General features: G+C 38.8%; 19 protein-coding genes. 6 read left to right on the forward strand and 13 right to left on the reverse strand.

What is annotated here, in order from left to right; genetic code table 11:
• Position 1: 1 nt before the first annotated feature.
• Genes murC through rsmH form a run of 7 tightly spaced genes read right to left on the reverse strand, consistent with a single transcriptional unit; the run spans position 2 to position 7,600 of the window.
• Entirely contained in the window at positions 2–1,423 is a 1,422-nt protein-coding gene (gene murC / locus CH364_RS07680) for a UDP-N-acetylmuramate--L-alanine ligase (protein WP_100742949.1), read from the reverse strand.
• 12 nt (positions 1,424–1,435) lie between these two features.
• Entirely contained in the window at positions 1,436–2,521 is a 1,086-nt protein-coding gene (locus CH364_RS07685) for a UDP-N-acetylglucosamine--N-acetylmuramyl-(pentapeptide) pyrophosphoryl-undecaprenol N-acetylglucosamine transferase (protein WP_100742950.1), read from the reverse strand.
• On the reverse strand, positions 2,518–3,666 hold the full coding sequence (locus CH364_RS07690) for an FtsW/RodA/SpoVE family cell cycle protein (protein WP_100742951.1): 1,149 nt from the start codon (positions 3,664–3,666) through the stop codon (positions 2,518–2,520). Before CH364_RS07690 ends, CH364_RS07685 begins: the two co-directional genes overlap by 4 nt.
• The gene (gene mraY, locus CH364_RS07695; RefSeq protein ID WP_100742952.1) at positions 3,666–4,778 is read right to left on the reverse strand and encodes a phospho-N-acetylmuramoyl-pentapeptide-transferase; all 1,113 of its coding nucleotides are present in this window, start codon (positions 4,776–4,778) and stop codon (positions 3,666–3,668) included. The genes CH364_RS07690 and mraY overlap by 1 nt, the downstream gene beginning before the upstream one ends.
• Before the next feature lie 10 nt (positions 4,779–4,788).
• Positions 4,789–6,315, reverse strand: a complete 1,527-nt coding sequence (locus CH364_RS07700) for a UDP-N-acetylmuramoyl-L-alanyl-D-glutamate--2,6-diaminopimelate ligase (RefSeq protein ID WP_100742953.1) — start codon at positions 6,313–6,315, stop codon at positions 4,789–4,791.
• A complete protein-coding gene (locus CH364_RS07705; RefSeq protein ID WP_100742954.1) occupies positions 6,315–6,668 on the reverse strand; it encodes a hypothetical protein in 354 nt (117 codons plus the stop codon). Before CH364_RS07705 ends, CH364_RS07700 begins: the two co-directional genes overlap by 1 nt.
• A complete protein-coding gene (rsmH, locus tag CH364_RS07710; RefSeq protein WP_100742955.1) occupies positions 6,656–7,600 on the reverse strand; it encodes a 16S rRNA (cytosine(1402)-N(4))-methyltransferase RsmH in 945 nt (314 codons plus the stop codon). The genes CH364_RS07705 and rsmH overlap by 13 nt, the downstream gene beginning before the upstream one ends.
• Before the next feature lie 72 nt (positions 7,601–7,672).
• Between rsmH and CH364_RS07715 the strand changes: the two genes are divergently transcribed.
• Positions 7,673–8,194, forward strand: coding sequence for an HIT family protein (locus tag CH364_RS07715; RefSeq protein WP_100742956.1), 522 nt, complete (start codon positions 7,673–7,675; stop codon positions 8,192–8,194).
• Here CH364_RS07715 and CH364_RS07720 read toward each other — a convergent pair.
• Positions 8,191–9,048, reverse strand: coding sequence for a CheR family methyltransferase (locus CH364_RS07720; protein WP_100742957.1), 858 nt, complete (start codon positions 9,046–9,048; stop codon positions 8,191–8,193). The genes CH364_RS07715 and CH364_RS07720 overlap by 4 nt on opposite strands.
• Positions 9,049–9,119: 71 nt before the next feature.
• Between CH364_RS07720 and CH364_RS07725 the strand changes: the two genes are divergently transcribed.
• A complete protein-coding gene (locus CH364_RS07725; protein WP_100742958.1) occupies positions 9,120–9,866 on the forward strand; it encodes a menaquinone biosynthetic enzyme MqnA/MqnD family protein in 747 nt (248 codons plus the stop codon).
• On the opposite strand, the gene CH364_RS07730 is transcribed toward CH364_RS07725, so the two are convergent.
• From CH364_RS07730 to CH364_RS07745, 4 genes are all read right to left on the reverse strand, one after another.
• Entirely contained in the window at positions 9,863–10,501 is a 639-nt protein-coding gene (locus tag CH364_RS07730) for an LIC11874 family lipoprotein (protein ID WP_100742959.1), read from the reverse strand. The genes CH364_RS07725 and CH364_RS07730 overlap by 4 nt on opposite strands.
• A 38-nt stretch (positions 10,502–10,539) precedes the next feature.
• A complete protein-coding gene (locus CH364_RS07735; RefSeq protein WP_100742960.1) occupies positions 10,540–11,964 on the reverse strand; it encodes an ammonium transporter in 1,425 nt (474 codons plus the stop codon).
• A gap of 10 nt (positions 11,965–11,974) precedes the next feature.
• Entirely contained in the window at positions 11,975–13,795 is a 1,821-nt protein-coding gene (locus CH364_RS07740; RefSeq protein ID WP_100742961.1) for a GAF domain-containing SpoIIE family protein phosphatase, read from the reverse strand.
• A gap of 171 nt (positions 13,796–13,966) precedes the next feature.
• Positions 13,967–14,974, reverse strand: coding sequence for a hypothetical protein (locus CH364_RS07745; RefSeq protein ID WP_100742962.1), 1,008 nt, complete (start codon positions 14,972–14,974; stop codon positions 13,967–13,969).
• Between the two features lie 47 nt (positions 14,975–15,021).
• Between CH364_RS07745 and CH364_RS07750 the strand changes: the two genes are divergently transcribed.
• Entirely contained in the window at positions 15,022–15,450 is a 429-nt protein-coding gene (locus CH364_RS07750) for a hypothetical protein (RefSeq protein ID WP_100742963.1), read from the forward strand.
• Between the two features lie 83 nt (positions 15,451–15,533).
• Positions 15,534–16,982: an AsmA family protein gene (locus tag CH364_RS07755; protein WP_100742964.1), complete on the forward strand. Its 1,449-nt coding sequence runs from the start codon at positions 15,534–15,536 to the stop codon at positions 16,980–16,982.
• Positions 16,983–17,088: 106 nt separating this feature from the next.
• Here CH364_RS07755 and typA read toward each other — a convergent pair whose 3' ends face one another.
• A complete protein-coding gene (typA, locus tag CH364_RS07760; RefSeq protein ID WP_100742965.1) occupies positions 17,089–18,897 on the reverse strand; it encodes a translational GTPase TypA in 1,809 nt (602 codons plus the stop codon).
• A gap of 118 nt (positions 18,898–19,015) precedes the next feature.
• Between typA and rplU the strand changes: the two genes are divergently transcribed.
• Together rplU and CH364_RS07770 are read left to right on the forward strand one after the other, a co-directional pair.
• Positions 19,016–19,324: a 50S ribosomal protein L21 gene (gene rplU / locus CH364_RS07765; RefSeq protein ID WP_002974492.1), complete on the forward strand. Its 309-nt coding sequence runs from the start codon at positions 19,016–19,018 to the stop codon at positions 19,322–19,324.
• Positions 19,325–19,654, forward strand: a complete 330-nt coding sequence (locus CH364_RS07770) for a ribosomal-processing cysteine protease Prp (RefSeq protein WP_100742966.1) — start codon at positions 19,325–19,327, stop codon at positions 19,652–19,654.

Consider the following 19,654-nt stretch of genomic DNA (forward strand, 5'->3'; position numbering starts at 1 on the left):
ATTAGAGTTTTTGTTTTAGTAAGGTAAGTCCCCAATCTCGAACGTTTCCTGCACCTAAACAAAGTAAAATATCTCCTTTATGTAATTTTTGTTTGATCCATACTAAATCGGGTTCGATTTCTCCACTTAGGAATTTTGTTTTTTCAGGTTCTAAAAGTGGTAAAAATGATTGGTGAGTTATTCCAGGAATCGCCAATTCACCAGCTGGATAAATAGGAAGTATAAAAAGAATTTCTGAGCCTGACAGTGATTTGGCTAAATCTTCTAGCAGCAACTGGGTTCTAGTATAACGATGCGGTTGAAAAAGAACCACAAGCCGACCATTTGATTTTAATTGATTTTTTAAAGAACGAATTACCATTTCAATTTCTGTTGGATGGTGGCCATAGTCATCCATAATTGTAACATCGTTCCAAGTTCCCAATGTTTCTTGCCTTCGTTTGACTCCAATGTATCTCGAAAGTATTTCTGCGGAAGTCTTTGGTGAAACCCCTGCTACAAAGGCAGCAGTTAAGGCTACAAGACCATTTGTAAGATAGTGAACCCCAGGAAATGGAAGTTCTAAAAAGCATGTTTCTAAATTTGGAAATTGAAATTCTAAAACATTATCTCTGATTTCATAAGTCACAGGCACTAATTGGTTTCCAAGTTTTGATTCGAGCGCCCGGTACCATTCAGATTGAATTTCATTAGAACCCAAACAAAGATAGAGCGAAAAATTAGGATGAAACGAATTTTCCTTTGTTTTATGTAACAGAACTTCGCGTATCCCTGGATCATCCGCAAATAACACAAGGTCGCCTGCTGTATTAAATGCCATATATTCAAAAAATGCTTCTTCTAACCGATTTCTAGTTTTGTAATAATCTAAGTGGTCATTGTCAATATTTGTTAAAAGGCGAATGGATGCTTTGTGTTTTAAGAAACTACCATCCGATTCATCTGATTCATAAACTGCAAAAACACCTTTCCCGATTTTTCCCCCTCTTCTTTCGAGAAGGCTCGTATCTCCTCCAATCATAATAGTAGGATCCATTCCTTGTTCAGAGAGGATTTGTGAGACCATTGTCGTGGTTGAAGTTTTACCGTGACTGCCAGCTACCGATATAGATTTCTGACCAGAAACGAGTAAGTGCATAAATTCAGATCTATGTTTGAGGGCGATTTTTTTTTGTTTTATTTCATCAAACACTTGTTTATGTTTTTCGTTGATTGCTGAACTATAAACCACCATTTCTATTCCATCTAGCGGAATATTAGAAATATCATTTTGAATGGATGCACCTCGCTCTTCTAAATAAGCAGTGGTGTCTGTTTTTTTCTGATCATATCCGAAGACAGGAAGATTTAAATCGAGAGCCATATGAGCAAGACTCGACATCCCACTCCCACCAATTCCTAAAAATAAAATCGGACCTTTCATATGTGAGATACTTTAGTTATGATCTGTAAAAAAATAAGAAACGGTTTGGTAGGCTGCATTCACGTTGGAAAGTGCTAAAGATACATGGCCCATCTCTCGAAGGGTTTCCGAATGGTTTTTCCACTCTAGTAAAATTTGAACAAGTCTAGTTGGGTCATCTGAAGTAGAATGAATGGTCACACCAGCCCCTTGGGATTCTATATAATTTGCATTTTCTTTTTGGTGGTTGTCTGCTGCAAAGGGATAAGGAATGAGAATCATAGGCAATCCGAAAACCAAACATTCTGCAAGAACTCCAGCACCGGATCTTGCTACAACAATGTTTGCCCATTCATAATTTGGTTTCATATCATTGGCATAAGAAATGATTTCGGCATCACCCACTGATTTCGATTTTGTTTCTTCATAAAGAGAAGTTCCGGTAAGTAATCTGAATTTATATTTAGAAGAAATTTCCTGATTCTCCATCGTTTTCAAAATCATTTGGTTGAGTTGTCTTGCCCCTTGTGATCCACCAAGAACGAGAACATTCACCGTATTCTTTTTTCCTTCATGAAGGTTTTCATTTTGTCTGATATTAAGATGTTCGGGAATAACTCTTCGTCTGACTGGATTGCCAATTGTTTTTCCTTGAATTGCATAACCTGCTGCTAGTGGAAAACTAAAAGCTATTTTTCTGGAAAACTTTGCAAAAATCCGAGTGATTTTACCTGGCACACAATTTTGTTCACATAAATACAATTGTTTACGGAAGAGGATGGCATAAAGGATCGAAGGAAGACTTGAATAACCACCCATTCCAATCACCGCACTGACTTGTAAACGATTGAATAAAAAAATTGTTTTTATAAAAGGAATTATAAATAAAAGAGGATAAACAATCGTCCTTAAACCGCCTAACTGCGGAACATTGTGCCAAAGAACTTCACAAGGAGGATTGAGTAAATCAGGATTGTCTTTGTTGCGGACAAGGGAGTGCAAATACACTGCATCAAAACCAAAAATGGAAAGTTTTTCAGACAAAACTTCAGCCAATGCCACACCTGGAGATATATGACCACCGGTTCCGCCGGCTGCAATTAGAACAGATCCACTCATAATACCAAATTCTCTTTACTCGTGATGTTGGCAAGAATTCCGAATAAGATAAATATTGTAATGAGCGATGATCCTCCATAACTTAAAAAAGGAAGAGAGATTCCCGTGACAGGAACAATCCCTGTCACAACAAAAAGATTCAAAATGGTTTGGAATCCGAATAGGATCAAAATTCCTGATCCCAGAAAGAATCCGAGTTTGTCTTTTGTCCTTTGGAGTAAAAAATAGATCCGTACAAGTAGAAAAATTACAGTCGAAAGAAAAAGTATAAATCCTAGAAATCCAAAATCTTCCACAAAGGATGCCATCACAAAGTCCGTATGGCTATAAGCCAAATAGCGATGTGCGTAACCCGAACCAACAGGCCTACCCAAACTTCCACCATCAAAAAATGCACGAAAACTAGTGACAAGTTGGTGGCCTTCATCAAACCGAAATTTATAAGGATCGAGCCAAATTTCTAAACGTTTTTTTCGGTAACCAACTTGAGTTACGAGAACAACTAATAGCGGTAAAATGGAAGCACCTAAAATAAAAAGTCGTTTCATTGGAAAACCAGCGAGCAAAACGAAAAAAAACAATACAAGAAGTAATTCAACTGTGGTTCCAAATGCTGGTTCAATGACAATGAGAACCAATGTAACAAAAATCAAAAAGACCGATGTAATTTTTTTACGGTCCCATTTTACTTTTTTAAAATCAAAATTATAAAAGAAATAAGAAGAAAAAAGTAAAATACTGATTTTTGAAAACTCAGAAGGTTGGATTTGGATTCCTCCAAATTGAATCCAACGATTGAAACTTCGTCCATAACTTGTTCCAACAGATTTCCCGATTCCAGGAATAAAAACAGAAATCAGAAGTAACAAACTTAAAACTGAAAATAAAAAAGACCACCTAACGAGAAATTGATATGGTATCTGACTAAAAACTAAAAATGAAAAAATCCCAAGGGTTCCCCAAAGTAATTGTTTGTTCAGGTAATAATTTGGATCAGAAAATTCACGTTCAGCAGGTATGACCGAAGCGCTGTACATAATGACAATTCCTGTACCAAATAGAATGAAAATTCCATACAATACCGGACCATCAAACCTCGAAGTTCCAAAGCGAAAGAGGTTTTGTAATGACCGGAAGATTTGCATTATTGGATTTTAAGTGTGGACAAAGTGATGATCGCAAGTATGATCCCTATGATCCAAAACCGAATCACCACTTTTTCTTCTGACCATCCAGACAATTCAAAATGATGGTGTAAGGGTGCCATCTTAAAGATTCTTTTTCCCGTGAGTTTAAAGGAAGCTACTTGCAAAATCACACTCACTGCTTCCGCAACAAAAATTCCTCCGAGGATCACAAGTAGGATTTCTTTTTTAAGCATAATGGCAACAAGACCAAGTGTGGAACCTAAAAATAAAGATCCGGTGTCACCCATAAACACTTGGGCCGGATGACAATTGAACCATAAAAAACCAAGAAGAGCACCCGATAGTCCAGCAAGAAACACAGAGTATTCATGTGATCCAGGCAAATAAGGTATGTGAAGGTAATTGGCAGCGGAAGGTGTTCCCGATACATAGGAAATCAAGGCGAAAGTTGCAGTAGCAATGACAACCGTTCCTGAGGCAAGGCCATCTAAACCATCTGTTAAATTTACAGCATGAGAACTTCCAATGAGTACGATGATCGCAAATGGCACTGCTAAAAATCCTAAATTCCAGACAGGTCCTTTCACAAAAGGCAAAAATAAATCAGTAATCGTAAATACAATTCCTTTGGTAGGTACTGTGTTGGATTTGCCTGTAAAATAAAAATAGAGAGTTGTGATGGATACAGCAAAGAAGATGGTAACTAAAAATTTGGTTCTTGCTCGCATTCCCCCTTTGATTTTTTTTACAGACTTCATATAATCATCAGTAAATCCAAGTCCGGCAAATAAAATGGCAGACACAAGAAGTAACAAAACGTTATGATTGGAAAGATTCCCCCATAACAGAGTAGAGATGGTCAGAGATAAAATCATAATAAGACCTCCCATTGTAGGAGTTCCCGATTTCGCTGCATGTGATTGTGGCCCATCGTTTCGAACTGATTCTCGAAATTTCAAAGAAAGAAGGAAAGAAATCAGTGCTTTCCCAAACAGAAAGGTAATAAACATGGATGTAAGACCTGCCATCATCGCGCGAAGGGTTACATAACTAAAAACTCTAAGGAAACCATAATCGTTTCCAAACGATTCATAAATCCACTGGAACATTCTATTTCCCCTATCGACCTAATTCTAAGTTTTGAAAAGCATTCTCTATCTCTTCAAAATCGATAAATTTCGTTTTTTCTTTTCCGATGATTTGGTAAGTTTCATGACCTTTTCCAGCCACAACCAAAATTCCATCCCGTTCGAGTAAACTCACTGCGCGTTTGATTGCCATTCTTCGATCAGTTATTTTTTCATACCTTTGAAAACCCCTAGAAAAACCAGATTCAATTTCATCTAAAATGACTTCTGGCGATTCTGTTCTTGGGTTATCAGAAGTAAGAATGACTAGGTCCGCAAGGTTCTCTGCAATTTTTGCCATTTGCGGACGTTTGGTCCGGTCTCTGTCTCCACCACATCCAAACAAACAAATAATTTGTTTTGGAGCAATTTCTACGCAGCTTTTCAGAATATTTTCTAGGGCATCCGGAGTATGAGCATAATCCACAACTGCAATTCGGGAACGATCTGGAAAAGGAACAACATGGAATCGCCCAGGAACTGTTGGAATTTTTTCCAAACAAGAGATCACCTCATCCCAAGGAAAACCCAACTCATAAGCAATGGCCAATGCAAAAGAAGTGTTAAAAACGTTAAAATTACCAAGTAGGTTTGTTCTTATTTTACGAACTTCAATGAATGGAAGGTTTTTCGCTTTTTTATGAAAGCGGTACTCGCTACCAAGTAACGAAAGTTTTGTGTTTGAGTAATTAAACTCACCAGCTTTTCCGAGTAAATAAATTGGAGATTTTAATTTTGCTTCGGAAATTCTTTTTACCATTGCCTGACCAAAAGAAACATCTGAAGCCACAAGTCCAAATTTGTTTTTTACTGAGGACTGCTCCAAAAGTTGAAAGATTTTAAATTTACTCTCAAAATAATCTTCCATTGATGTATGAAAATCTAAATGGTCTTGTGTTAAATTTGTAAAGCCAGCGCAAGTGATCTCAAGGCCCGCCACACGTCCTAGCTTTAATCCATGGCTACTCATTTCCATAAAGACATATTCAATACCTTCTTCTAACATCTGTTTGAGAAGAAGATTCAAGGATGATGCATCTGGCGTTGTGTATCCCGATTCTAAAATACGATCCATAATTTGGATTTGGACTGTACCAATGAGGGCGGCATTTTTTCCTATCTTTCTCGCAAGGTGAAAAAGAATAAAGGTTAAGGAAGTTTTCCCGTTCGTTCCTGTAATTGCCACAAGTTTCATTTTTTTTGCTGGGTTCCCGGCAAGTAAACATGCAGTTTTCCCATGAGCTTCCCCAACTGGCTCTTCGGTCTCAAGGATGACGGGAAAAGAATCTAATGTTTTTAACTTTAAATGGCGTTTGGAAACAACGACAACTTCAGATCCAAGTTCGCGAGCCATCTTTAAGAAGGATTCTTGTTTTTCGGCATTATCTTCGGGTAAGACAAAAATATCGCGGGATTTTAGCTTGCGACTATCTGCCCAAATATAATCTACTTCCGTAGAATTATCCCCTTTGATGAGTTTTAATTCAGGGATTCGTTTGATAATTTCTGATACTTTCATTATTTTTGGGTGGTTGCTTTGTCAGGAATAGGCGGAAGTTCTATGGTCACTGTACGATTGCCTAAACTGATAGGAAGAAACTGGTAAGTCCTTCGGTAAAGTGTTTCAATACGTTCTGCAGAGGTATAGGAAACAATTCCAATTTTCAATTCATCGTTTTTACGTTTTAATTCTTCTTTCGTGGATGTTCGATCATGGATTTGCCTGGTGAGTCTTGCTTTTTCCAATCCTTGCCAAACATTTGAATAAAAAAATAAAAGAAACGGCAAAAGAACCACCAAGGCTTTCAGAGGCGAAACAAAATCGACAAACAGTTCTGAAATATTTTTAAATTTTCCTGTCATCGTTCCCATCTCTTATTTAATATCGGATTTATCTTTTGAAGACCTCTTAATTTTGCTGACCTCGATGCTCTATTTTCTTTGATTTCAGAATCAGTAGGTAGAATTGGTTTTTTTGTTAAAATTTCAAAATGATCGGTTGTTTTGAGATCGCGGAAAGTCCATTTGACAATTCTGTCTTCTAAAGAGTGAAATGATATACAGGCAAGGACACCGCCAACTTTTAAACATTCAGAAAGGGAACGAATGCCCTTTTCAGCGTGTAACAGTTCTTCATTTACCTCAATCCTCAAGGCTTGAAATATCTTTGTTGCAGGATGTGATTCCTTAGGCCAAAATTTTCTTGGGATGGATGCTTCTACAAGTTTCACTAAGTCTGTATTGGTTTCGAATTTTTTTTTATGCCTCGACTGTACGATGTTATTGGCTACTTTCAAAGCCCAACGTTCTTCTCCATATTCCCAAAACACTTTTTTTAAATGTAAAACAGTACTATAATTCACAACATCCGCTGCCGTTTTTTGTCCGACTTGTGGTTCGAGACGCATATCCAAAGGTTCTTCGTTTTTAAAGGTAAATCCACGACCTGAATGGAGAAAATGAAAGAGAGAGACTCCTAAATCAACCAAGGCTCCGTCAAGGCCAGGGCAATCTAAAGAATCCAAGAAATCTTTATCTACTTCAGAGAAATTCATTTGAAAGGCAAATACTCGATCGAGGGAACCAATTACCGATTGGATTTCCTTTTTTGCTCGCTCAAGCATCACGGCATCACGATCGATGAGAATGAGCTTTGCCTTGGGGAATGTTTGTAAAATGAGTTTGGAATGACCACCTTCACCAGCCGTCCCATCTAGGAACCATTGGGGTTCGGTGACTTCTGATTTTTGTAGCAAATCAATGACTTCTCTAGGAAGTACGGGAATATGAGGCGATTCTGACACTGTTACTTTCTTACTGTATACTTGTCAAAATCCTTGCAATCCTTTAATCCTTCGGGGAGATTGAAAGTACAAATGAGTTCCTATGAAGAACATTCTCTCAGAAAAAACCTGTTCAGCATAGGAAAACTGGGTTATGCCAAAGGGGACAGACCCAATGTCGACTGCATCCTTTGTGGGGTTCGAGATAAAGACGAAATTGTTCCTAATTTGACCATTGCCGAAACTGAACTTTCAATCGTTTCAGTGAATCTTTTTCCCTACAATCCGGGGCATATCATTATTTTTCCCAAACGTCATATCATCCATTACTTGGAACTTACTGAAGAAGAAGCCTTGGACATCCACAAGTTGACTCAAAAAACAATGAGAATTCTGGAAAAACAATGGAAGGTGCAAGGGTTTAATATTGGTTATAATTTGGGAAAAAATAGTGGTGGATCCATCCCCCATATTCATGAACACATAGTTCCCAGATTTCCCAACGAGGCGGGTTTTTTAGATGTACTTTCCAATACTAGGATAGTCATCTATGAGCCTTACCAAATGTGGGATGATCTAAAAAAAATCTGGGCTAATGAATCAGAAACAATCTAATCTTTCTTTTGGTAGATGGTATGTCCCAAAAACTTAAAACTATCAGAAATCCCAAACATAGTTTCTGAGTGACCTAAAATCAAATAACCTTTCGGTTTCAAACTGGCCTCAAAGTTTTGAAACAATGTTTTTTGAGTTGGTTTGTCAAAATAAATGACTACGTTTCTACAAAAGATTAAATCCAGTTTTTCAGTGATAGGAAATGGAAAATGCAAAAGATTGATTTGTTTAAAGTCGATCAAAGCTTTTAAATGTGGTTTTGCTTCATAATAAACATGATCTTTTTCAATCGTTTTGTTAAAATGTTTTGCTTTGACTGCATCTGAAACCGGCTCTAAACGATCATCTCTATACAAACCTTTTTTGGCTGTAGCAATAACTTGAGTATCAATATCTGATGCGTAAATTTTGCAATTCCAACCAGGTTTTGTATGAAAGTAGTCATAAACAGTGATAGCAATGGAATATGGTTCCTCACCTGTAGAAGATGCAGAGCACCAAATACGAAGAGATTTTGATCCCCCAGTGGCGACCGCTTGTTCCAAAGCAGGAAAGTATTGGTTTTTTAAAAATTCAAAATGATGGTTTTCGCGGAAAAAATCAGTTTTGTTAGTTGTAATGCGATTGATGAGTTCCTGCATTTCCTCCATCGCAAACTTTGGATCAAGTTTTAATTTGGCAACGTAGTTCTCAAAACTTGTGATTCCTAGGGTTCGGAGTCTTGCGTTGAGTCTGGACTGGACCATGATTTTTTTATGTGGTGCTAAAAAAATCCCAGCCTGTTTGTACACTAAATTTTTAATGAATTCAAATTCTGTATCACCGATTGTGTTTAAAGATGTTCGAAAGTCCAATTTGCCCTCGTAAGTGATTCGACACGTTTTTCTCGTTCTGACAAGTTGTTTTTTAGAAGGGAAATTAGATAATGAAAATTGGCATCGTAAAACACCTGAATGCCCGCCCCCTAACCCTCTATTTCGAGAGAACTTCCGGATATCTACCAGTTTATGAAAACCCCAGTGTCCTCATTGAACTCTTAAAACAAGGGGAATTAGACTGTGCTCTTGTCTCTTCGATCGAATGCGAAAGAAACCACGAAACTCTAGATTACACAAAAGTGGTGGGTGTCTGTGCAAGGGATGTAGTTCGTTCCGTTTTATTCTTTCGACACGAAAAAGACGCCGGAATGCCCAAGGTTGTTTATACGGATAAGGGTTCTCGGTCGAGTGTCGCTCTGTTACAATGTTTACTTTTTCGTGAATTCGGTAAACTAGTAGAAGTGATTCCCACACCTGCTGCTGAAATTTCTCAAATGATGTTAGACGGGAAAGGGTCTCATCTATTATTTGGTGACCATGCTTTGTTACAGACACCAGTGCCCGGTTACCAAGTTGTGGACCTCGCAGAATGGTGGAATCAATCTACTGGACTATATTTTTGTTTTGCCTTTTGGGCCTTTCCTAAGGGAAAAGTTTGGGATGACCGACTTTTTTTAACGGCATTGGAATATGGCCTTAAAGAATTAGATTCCATCATTAAAGAAGAGAAACGATTGCCAATTGCGGTGACCGATCGTTATCTCAAACAAGAGTTACACTATATACCTGAACAAAAAAATTTGGATGGTTTTGATTTATTTATCAAAACTGCAAAAGAACTAAAGTTAGTCTAAAAAAATCGAATTTTATATTCCCAAGTTTTTGATTCAGGATTTTCCAAAGTTTCTTGTAAAGGGATTTGATAAGTTAAATTTCCTAGACCAATAAAACCTCTGTTCGAACTACATTCAGAATCTTTTGGAAATAAAACTTTGAATTGAATTTTTCCTTCTTTCAAGAGTCTGGAAGTTTCGGAAATAATCTTTTTTTCGCCGGCACTCGTCTCAAGAATTGCGTTGTCTGTTAGGTTAGGAAAGTCTCGTTTCACAGTAATTGATTTTGGTTTTGATTTAATGGAAAATGTTCCAATTAAAACACCTTCTAAATGTAAAGGGTCTTCAAAATCAAGTTTGTAGGAAACCTTTCCCTTCCGTTTGAAATACATATCACTTGTTTCTGATTTTTCTAGTTCTCGGAAGGTAAAATCTCTCACCTGAAGGTTGTTATTCGATTTTTTTTTGACAGAATTGATGATTTCTTCTTTGGAGGTTGGTAAAAATTTAATCAGGGAATCGTTGGAATCCCTTTTTAGAGGAACGGTATAAGCGATTTCTACTGTACCAGAACTGAGTTTTCGAAAGAGAATGGTCTCTTCATATTCGAAACAACCGACAAAGAATAAAATGAGGAGAAGAGGAAAACGAAACACACCCTAGGCTTCCCATTTAGAAAGCCTAGGGTCAAGGACTATTTAGAAACGGGGTAAGCCTCGTTTCCGTGTTCTAAAATATCCAATCCCAATAACTCCTCTTCTTCTGAAACCCGGAGTCCAATGGTTTTTTTGATTATATAAAACATGAGAAAACTTGTTGGGAAGGCCCAGAGAAAGGCTGTCGCCACGCCAATTGCCTGTGCTGCAAACTGTGCAAATCCTGCGCCGGAAAACAATCCGGTGTCCAAGCTAAATAATCCAACTGCCAGTGTCCCCCAAGCGCCACAAACTCCATGAACAGAAACCGCACCCACTGGATCATCTATTTTGATTTTATCCAAGAAAAGAACTGAGACAATCACAAGAACTCCTGCCACGGCACCAATACAAATGGCACCAGAGATACTCACTACATCACAAGGGGCTGTGATGGCCACAAGACCAGCTAGTCCTCCATTTAAGGTTAGACCAATTTCTGGTTTTTTGAAAAGAATCCAAGTGAGAACCATAGCTGCAATCGCACCAGCACAAGCAGCCATATGGGTGACAACCGCAATCCTTGCAAAACTACCGCCTTCGATAGAGGTAGTTGAACCTGGGTTAAATCCAAACCAACCAAACCAAAGAATAAATACTCCAAGGGCTGCCATGGACATATTATGACCTAAGATGGGATAGATTCTTCCATCTGTTTGGAATTTTCCCATCCGAGGACCGACTACAATTGCACCAGCAAGTCCCGCCCAGGCACCGACACTATGGACCACTGTAGATCCGGCAAAGTCATGAAAACCCACTCCTTCGCCTCCACCTAATCCAAGGGATTCTAAAAATCCTGTAGAGATTCCGAGAAGACTCCCCCAAGCAAAAGACCCAAAGATCGGATAAATGAAAGCTGTGATGATGATGGAAAAAACCAAGTATGCTGAGAATTTTGTCCGCTCTGCCATGGCTCCCGAAACGATGGTGGCAGCAGTTGCCGCAAACACAATTTGAAAGATAAAAAAAGTATATTTGGCGGGATCCATACTTCCATCTTCCGCATTGATTAAACTTTCTGCAAAAGAAGGAACTCCCACTCCAAATCCCGTAAGGACTTGAGGGCCAAACATGATCGAAAAACCAACAATCCAATAAGCGATCGCTCCCACTGTTAAATCAGAGAAGTTTTTCATAAGAATGTTCACTGCGTTTTTTGCCCTTGTGAATCCTGCTTCCACATAAGCAAAACCTGCCTGCATAAAAAATACAAGGAAGGCTGCAATACAGGTCCAAACCCAATTCGCTTCTTGTTTTGTCGTTTCTAAGGCAAGTTTTGTTTCCGCTAGGGAAGACTTAATACTTGCCATTTCTTTTGCCAATGTTTCTAGACTCTCTGTGTTGGTTGTAATCTCTTCAGCTCCAAGATTTGAGCCAAATAGAATTACCGTTAAAAATAAAATTACGCTAACTTGTTTCATAAAACTTTCCTTAACCGACTTTTTGCGAGTGTGATTCTAACCTTAAAAGTGAGGTTTTTAATTCCAAACTTTGTGGTGTGTTCTTTACGCCTTGTTGCAATACTTTGATTGCTTTTGGTTTCGCATTTTCTTTCAAATAACATTGCGCAAGTAAGATACTTGCTTTCGCAAAACTATGATCACTAGAAAGTGCCATCTTTAACGCTCGTTTTGCTTCTGAAATCATTCCTGCCTTGTAATAGGCACGTCCCATCATAAAATGGGAGGCTGCTGTATTGTCTCCGGAAGTACGCAAATATTCTTCCAAATACCGAATGGCTTCTTTGTATTTCCCATCCCGATAATACATTTTCCCTAAAAACACCAAGATTTCTTTTAGTGAAGAATCAATACTAAACGCCTTTAGTGCCTGTGCATATGCTTCTTCCATTTTCATTTTAGAATTGGATTGTTTCGCCAATTGTATGTAATGCGAAGCTTCAGGGATAGAATCGCCACAATAGAGAAATAAAAAGCTTAAATCATCACCATTGGGAACGTCACCTTGGTAGGCTCTAAACCGTTCAACAAAAGCTGCTGATAATTTTTTAAGATCAACTTTACCTCGTCCTTCCATTACGAGTTTTTCTCTTTCATCATGTAACCAGGATTGGATTCTTTCGACACCCACCTCATCTTTTAAATGATTTCTTTGTTCACTGAATCCATCTGAAATCAGAAGTAAAAAATCTCCCGGCTCCAAACGGCCTTGTTTTTCTTCGTAATCTATCTTTCTTACAGGAAGAATCCCCAGTGGAACCCCTTTTGTATCATACTGAATAAACGTATCATCAGCCGCTTTGTAATGTAACATCCGTTGGTGGCCTGCATTCACATAACCAAATGTATAGTCACTAAAAATCCGAACCATAAAGGCAGTAAAATATGTGGATTCCGGAAGTTGTTCTCTTAGTTTTTCACCAAGTTCTTCCATAATTTCGGTGAGTCCAAGTCCCGCCATCACCGATCTTCGGAACTGGTGGTGGATGGCCATGGTCACAAGAGCTGCAGGAATTCCATGGCCCGACACATCAATGTTAATCGCCGTAAGTGAATGTCCTTGCCTTACGATATCAACTAGGTCTCCACTCACCTCTGCCATTGGTTCGTAATGACTTGCAAAATAGATTCCATTCCAAGCACTTAAGTCTTGCGGAAGGATTTGGCTTTGGACATTTCGTCCCATTTTTAAATCCCACTCTAACTGATTTAGAACGGCAGCTTCTCTAGCCCTTGCCGTCACAAGTCCTTCGATCAGTCTTACTCCATATAGAGCAAGAGCCAACTGCGAAGTTAACGCTTCTAAAATTTCTAAATCATCGGTGATATAAAAATTTTCACGTTCACTTTCTACTGCGAGTGTTCCGAGAATTTCTTCTTTTTGCATGATCGGAACACACATCACTGATTTTGTAGTTTCACCTTCATCAAAAAAATGCGCAGAACGAGTGAGGTCGTTTACAAGAACGGGTTCTTTGGTTTCAAATACTGCACCGGAATAACCTTCTCCCATCACAAGATTTCTGCGAGGAGGTTCTGTTTCTTTGACAAATTTGACAGGAACGAGAAACTCTCCATCCCAGAGCCGGAGCGTCGTGTTGTCCGATTCGAAGATTTCCTGGCAAATCAGGATGACCTTGGAAAAGAGTTGGTCTTCTCTATCTAAATTAGCAAATTCTTTGGAAATGTAGAGAAGGATTGCAATTTTATCTTTATCTGTTAAACCCCCCACGACCTTGTTTTGTCCGCGGAAGTTGACGAGCATTCGTTTGGAAACTTTGAAATCAACCATATAGGATACCTTTCTCATTTAGATGCAAGTATCGTACCGACAGTGCATCTCGCCTAAAGAAGTCAGATTATCCTATAATTCTCTACAATTTGTATGCAATCACAGCAAATAGAAGGTTCGCTGTTTATGGAAACCATCCAATATGCTCGAAAATTAAGCAAATGGTGTTCTTCATTGGAACTGGATTTGGATTTGTGCTGAGGCACGGGTCTCGGCTCCGTCTCGTTCCGGTACACCAAGACCAGATCTTTGGAATGATATGGCATATAGATACCCTGGTCCCAGTTCCTGCGGAAAGATGGAACCAGCAATTCCTAATGAGGCTGTATAAAATCCTCGCAAACTTGATTCAACACGAAACTCTCTACCAAGTCCTGAAATCAATTGAAGAGTATCTATTTTTCCAACCGCCAAACTAACGTTACCAGCATACATAGTATGAACGGGAAACTGGAGAGAATTTTTCCCACCATTGAGTGAAGAAGATCCTTTTTCGAAAAAAGTTCGATTTACTTCCAGTTGGATATCAATCCAATCGTTCCATCGGTAACCGATTCCCGCTAACAAACGTTCAGGGAGACGTTCCTTTAGTTTTTCTGTCTCTAAATATTTATCAAATCTATATGTTCCTGGAGATTCTAAAATTAATCCCAAACGAAAGTTTCCATATTGGAACGCACTAGATGCAGATACATTCCATGAATAAGAACTATACCCTCCTATTCTTCCGGAAACACCAGGACCTAAATGGAGTGCAAAAGACAAGTAATCATTCCACTTCCAAGTAACAAACCCTTGGAAAGCATAATTCGAATATCTTTCGTCTACAGGAAACGATCTTAAAAAAACAGGTTTGGCACGAACCCCAAAGCCTATTGATTCTGAAAAAGAGAAATATGTGGCTCCTGAAAGGTATAAAGGGGAAGTTTTCGGATTCGCATAACTTACGTTTACGCCTCCGTCCACAAGATGTTTGTTTTGAAAAGTTAGAAAGGCCGAATTTCCATAAACGGTTCCCATGGAATTTGGGCTAACTACCCCGGAAGATGACAATCCTAACAAATAGGCAGAAGGATAAGCAGATTCATAACCAGATACCTGAGCCGATAGTGTTCCCAAAAAACTAGTAGAGAGATAAAGACCAATGACAGGGAAATACCATTTTCTTTTGAAAATCATTTACTGCCATTACTCCAAAGATTTATTGGAAAGAAAAGGGATTTCTGATGACAAAACCACTCTACAAACAATTTCGATCCCCTCAAGGTTGGTATTCTTTTTTATTCCCTGCTGCTTGGGAACATATGGTAGTCGAAGAAATTCCTGCATTTTTCCATCCTGACGGCGGTGGTGCCTTGCAAGTGTATGCCTTCGAATCCAAATTGGAAGATTTTAATGTGGACCAAGAGTTGGAGAACTACTTAAAAATTCACGAAATTGATTATGACGCAGAAAACGTGGCTGTTTTTGAAAACAACGAAGGTTCCTCTATTCGTGCCTGCGAATTTTTAAAAGAAGAAAGAGTTTGGATGGTGTATATGATTGCCAATCAATCTAGAATGCTTCTTATTACTTATAACAGTGACGAAGAAGTGGGTGAAGAACTTTTTCAAATGTTAACTAACATTATTAGCTCGGTTCGGTTTCTGAATTAATTTCTTTCCCCTTTTTTACTTTACAGAAACTAAATTTAGCCTAGTCTCTATCCCACTTGTTAGTGTCGGAATTAGGAGACCATATGAAAAAAATAGGGTACGGAATCGGAGCTGTCATTGTATCGATTCTCCTCATCGTAATCATCGCGTTAGTTTTTGCAGGGAGTTTGATTACTCCCAGTTTTTTAGTCAAACAGATCGAATCATCCATCAATGTAAGGGCTCATGTCGAATCAGTCAACATCAGTCTATTTAATGTTTTGTCTGGAATTGAAATAGAAGGAATCATCCTTGCTCCAAGAGATGAAGTGGCAAACAAAGGCACACCGCTTGACGAAAGAAAATCCAAACCAAAAGGCCTCATCCAACTTGGTAAAGCAGATGTTAAAATTTCCTTTTTAGCACTTCTGACAAAAACTTTAAAAGTAAACAAAATCCTCCTCAAACAACCTAAAATTTCTCTTACGATGAATGAAGATGGAGGAAACAATCTCACCTCTCTTTTTAAAACACCTAAGATAGTAAATGGTGAAAAAAATCCAGCACTCTCTTCAGAAGCCATTGCTGAAAAGAAAAAGGAAGCAGAGGAAGAAGCAAAAGAAAAAGCCAGTGCCCCAGCCTCAGGACCTTTTTCTATAAAAGACATTCCGGTTGCAATCAAGATGGGCCTTGTAGGGATCCAAGAAGGGAATATCCAAGTCAATATGCGAAAAACCGGACAACAAATTCTCATACAAAAATTGGATTTGGAATTAATGGATATTGATATTGATGGCGGAGATTTAAATTCACATAACAGTATTGATGTGAACTTTGATGCTGATGTTACGATCATTGGTAGAAATAAAAAAGAAGCAGCGAAGTTCCTGTTAGAAACAGGTGGAAAAGTGATACCTTTTGTTGTTAAATCTGGCCTTGTGAATCCGAAAGTTAATTATGAAGTCACAATGAAAGAAGACTCATTTATTTCTGGATTTGCTGCTTTTGATGCCATTGCAGGGGAATTACCAGCACTAAACCAAGCAGGGTTAAAATTAGACAAACTTAAAGAGAAAGCAGAACTAAAGAAAGATGTTTCCTTTCATGTTGAATACAGCAATGGAAAAGTAACATTTCTCGACGAACCCACTTTTCCAACAAAAAACTATGACTTACAAATCACCAAAGGATCCTACATCGTCACCACAACAAATTACCATGAAATGAAAATGGGAATGCTTTACGATGAAGATGAATCCAAAAAATCCTTGGCATCGGTAGATGAAAAAATCAAACAAGCAACCAAAGGCCAAGGAGATCCAAAAGTTTTGCGAAATAAAATTGTTGGAAACCTGATCAAAGACGAAAGACTTTTTATTCCGTTTCGAACCTATGGAGACATCCGAAATCCAAATGTAGAACTAGGAGTGGGTTTAGGAACCCTTACTGATCTCATTGGAGGAGCAGTCAAAGAAGTAATCAAAGGGAAAGCGAGTGAAGCATTGAAAAAAATTCCAGGTGCAGGAAATGCACTCAAGGGTTTAGGTTTTTAGGAAAAATTCTTTTACCACATTTTTGATTCGAACATAAAAAAAAGGGACTAAACATTTAGTCCCTTTTTAATTGATTTTGGCAATTAAGTGAATGTTTAAATTCTACTTATCTTCCACTACCAGATCTTTTTCTCATACTTGCATCCAAAACTTTTTTACGAAGACGTAAACTTTGTGGAGTCACTTCCAAAAGTTCATCATCATCTAAAAATTCAATGGATTGTTCCAAAGTGAGTTTCTTTGGTGGAACGAGGCGAATCGCTTCATCCGATCCAGAAGCACGAACGTTTGTGAGTTTTTTCTCACGCACTGGGTTCACTTCTAAGTCAGAATCCCTGCTATTCATTCCAAGGATCATACCTGGGTAAACTGCTACTTGTGGTTCAATGAAAAGATCCCCACGTTCTTGCACTTTCCATAGAGCATAAGCCGTTGATTCCCCTGAGTCCATAGAAATAAGGGCTCCGTTTTTACGGCCAGGAATTTCACCTTTGTATTTATCAAAACGTAGGAAACGGCTAGACATCACCCCTTCACCACGAGTTTCAGAAATAAAATGTCCTCTAAATCCAATGAGACCTCTTGTCGGAATGGTGTATTCCACACGAGTGATTCCTGAAGTATGAGCATCCATTCCAGTGAGCTCCCCTTTACGGCGGTTTAGTTCTTGGATACAAGCTCCCGAGTATTGGTCAGGTAAGTCCATTACGAGTGTTTCGTAAGGTTCAATTTTTTCCCCAAGTTCGTTTTGTTTGATGATTACTTCTGGGCGTGATACTTGGAGTTCGTATCCTTCTCGTCTCATGTTTTCAATGAGGATGGATAAGTGGAGTTCTCCACGTCCTAGAATTTTAAAACGGTCTTTGTCTTCTGTTTCTTCCAAACGAAGTGCTACGTTTGTTTCTAGTTCGCGGTCTAGACGTTCTCTTAAGTTACGAGTAGTAACAAATTTACCTTCTTTTCCAGCAAACGGCGAGTTGTTGACCATAAAGAACATGGAAACTGTTGGCTCTTCTACTTGGATCGCAGGAAGAGGAAGTGGATTTCCAAAATCACAAACTGTATCCCCGATGAACACATCTGGAATTCCAGCCATAGCTACGATATCACCGGATCCCGCTTCATCGATTTCGTAACGAGTAAGACCTTCATAGCCATAAAGCTTTGTGATTTTATAATTTGCAGTGGTTCCATTAGTTTTTGCGAGTGTTACATCCGCACCTTTTCTCATGGTTCCTTGGTAGATTTTACCAATGGCAATACGACCAACGTATTCATTGTAATCAAGTGCAGTGACTTGGAATTGGAGAGCTTTATCACTTTCGTTTTTTACAGCAGCCACATGTTCCAAAACTTTATCCAGAAGTGGTTCAATGTTTGATCCAGGAACTTCTGACAGTTGGTTTACTGCCCAACCTTGTTTTGCAGACGCATAGATGATAGGAAAGTCTAACTGTTCTTCGGTGGCACCGAGGTCACTAAACAAATCAAATACTTTGTCTACTGAAAATCCTGGTCTTGCCCCTTCACGATCCACTTTGTTCACAACAACAATTGGTTTGTGACCAAGTTGGAGTGATTTCCCAAGAACAAACCGAGTTTGTGGCATGGGACCGTCAAATGCATCCACAAGTAAAAGCGTACAGTCTGTCATGGACAGAACTCGTTCCACCTCTCCTCCGAAGTCAGCGTGACCTGGAGTGTCTACGATATTAATGCGAGTGCCTTTGTATTTTACCGAAGTGTTCTTGGCAAGGATCGTAATCCCTTTTTCCTGTTCCAAAGTGTTGGAATCCATGATTCTTTCTCGGTCTTCTTTTGCGGTTACGGCGCCCGTATGGCGAAGGATACAATCTGTTAGTGTCGTCTTACCGTGGTCGACGTGTGCGATGATGGCGATGTTGCGAATTTCCATTGTTTTTACCAGAAATTCTAATCCAGTTAGGCTGTAAATGGGGATTTCAGTTTGACAAGAGGTGCCTATCAGAAATCCTGGTAAGAACTACATTCGAGAAAGAGATTAGGATAGTTATATGTTCGCCATCATTGAACTTGGAGCCAAACAATTTAAAGTGTCTCCTGACCAGGTATTCGTCGCAGAAAAAACAGGAAACTCGGTTGGAAGCACAGTAGAAACGAAAGTCCTACTCCTTTCCGATAACAACAAAGTGAACATTGGTTCCCCAGCATTGTCTGGAGCTAAAGTCACTTTGAAAGTATTAGAAGACTGTAAGGGTGAAAAAATCCACGGTTTTAAATACAAAAAAAGAAAAAACTATAAGAAGTCTTGGGGTCATAGACAACAACTCCAAAAACTCCAAGTAGTTTCCATCAACGGATAATTGATTTATAGTAAGATTTTTAAAGATTTAGGAGGGAAAATCGCAGGAATCCAACTGGAAGGACATTCTCCCAAGGACTTAGGTTCGAAAGGCGAAAACCTTTTGTGTGCAGGAGTCTCCACTCTGGTTCAGAGTGCTCACTCGTATTTGGCATCACAAGACAGTTTGGAATCGGAAGAAAAACGAGACGGATACTTAAGGTTTTTAGTAAAACCGATCCATAGAGATGGCTACCAAAGCTTACTTTCCATGGTCGAGTTTGGATTAAAATCTTTAGAACACTCTCATTCCCAAGCGATTTCCATCCAAGACGAAATAATAAAGGGGTAA

The organism is Leptospira harrisiae (genome assembly GCF_002811945.1).
Lineage (GTDB): Bacteria > Spirochaetota > Leptospiria > Leptospirales > Leptospiraceae > Leptospira_A > Leptospira_A harrisiae.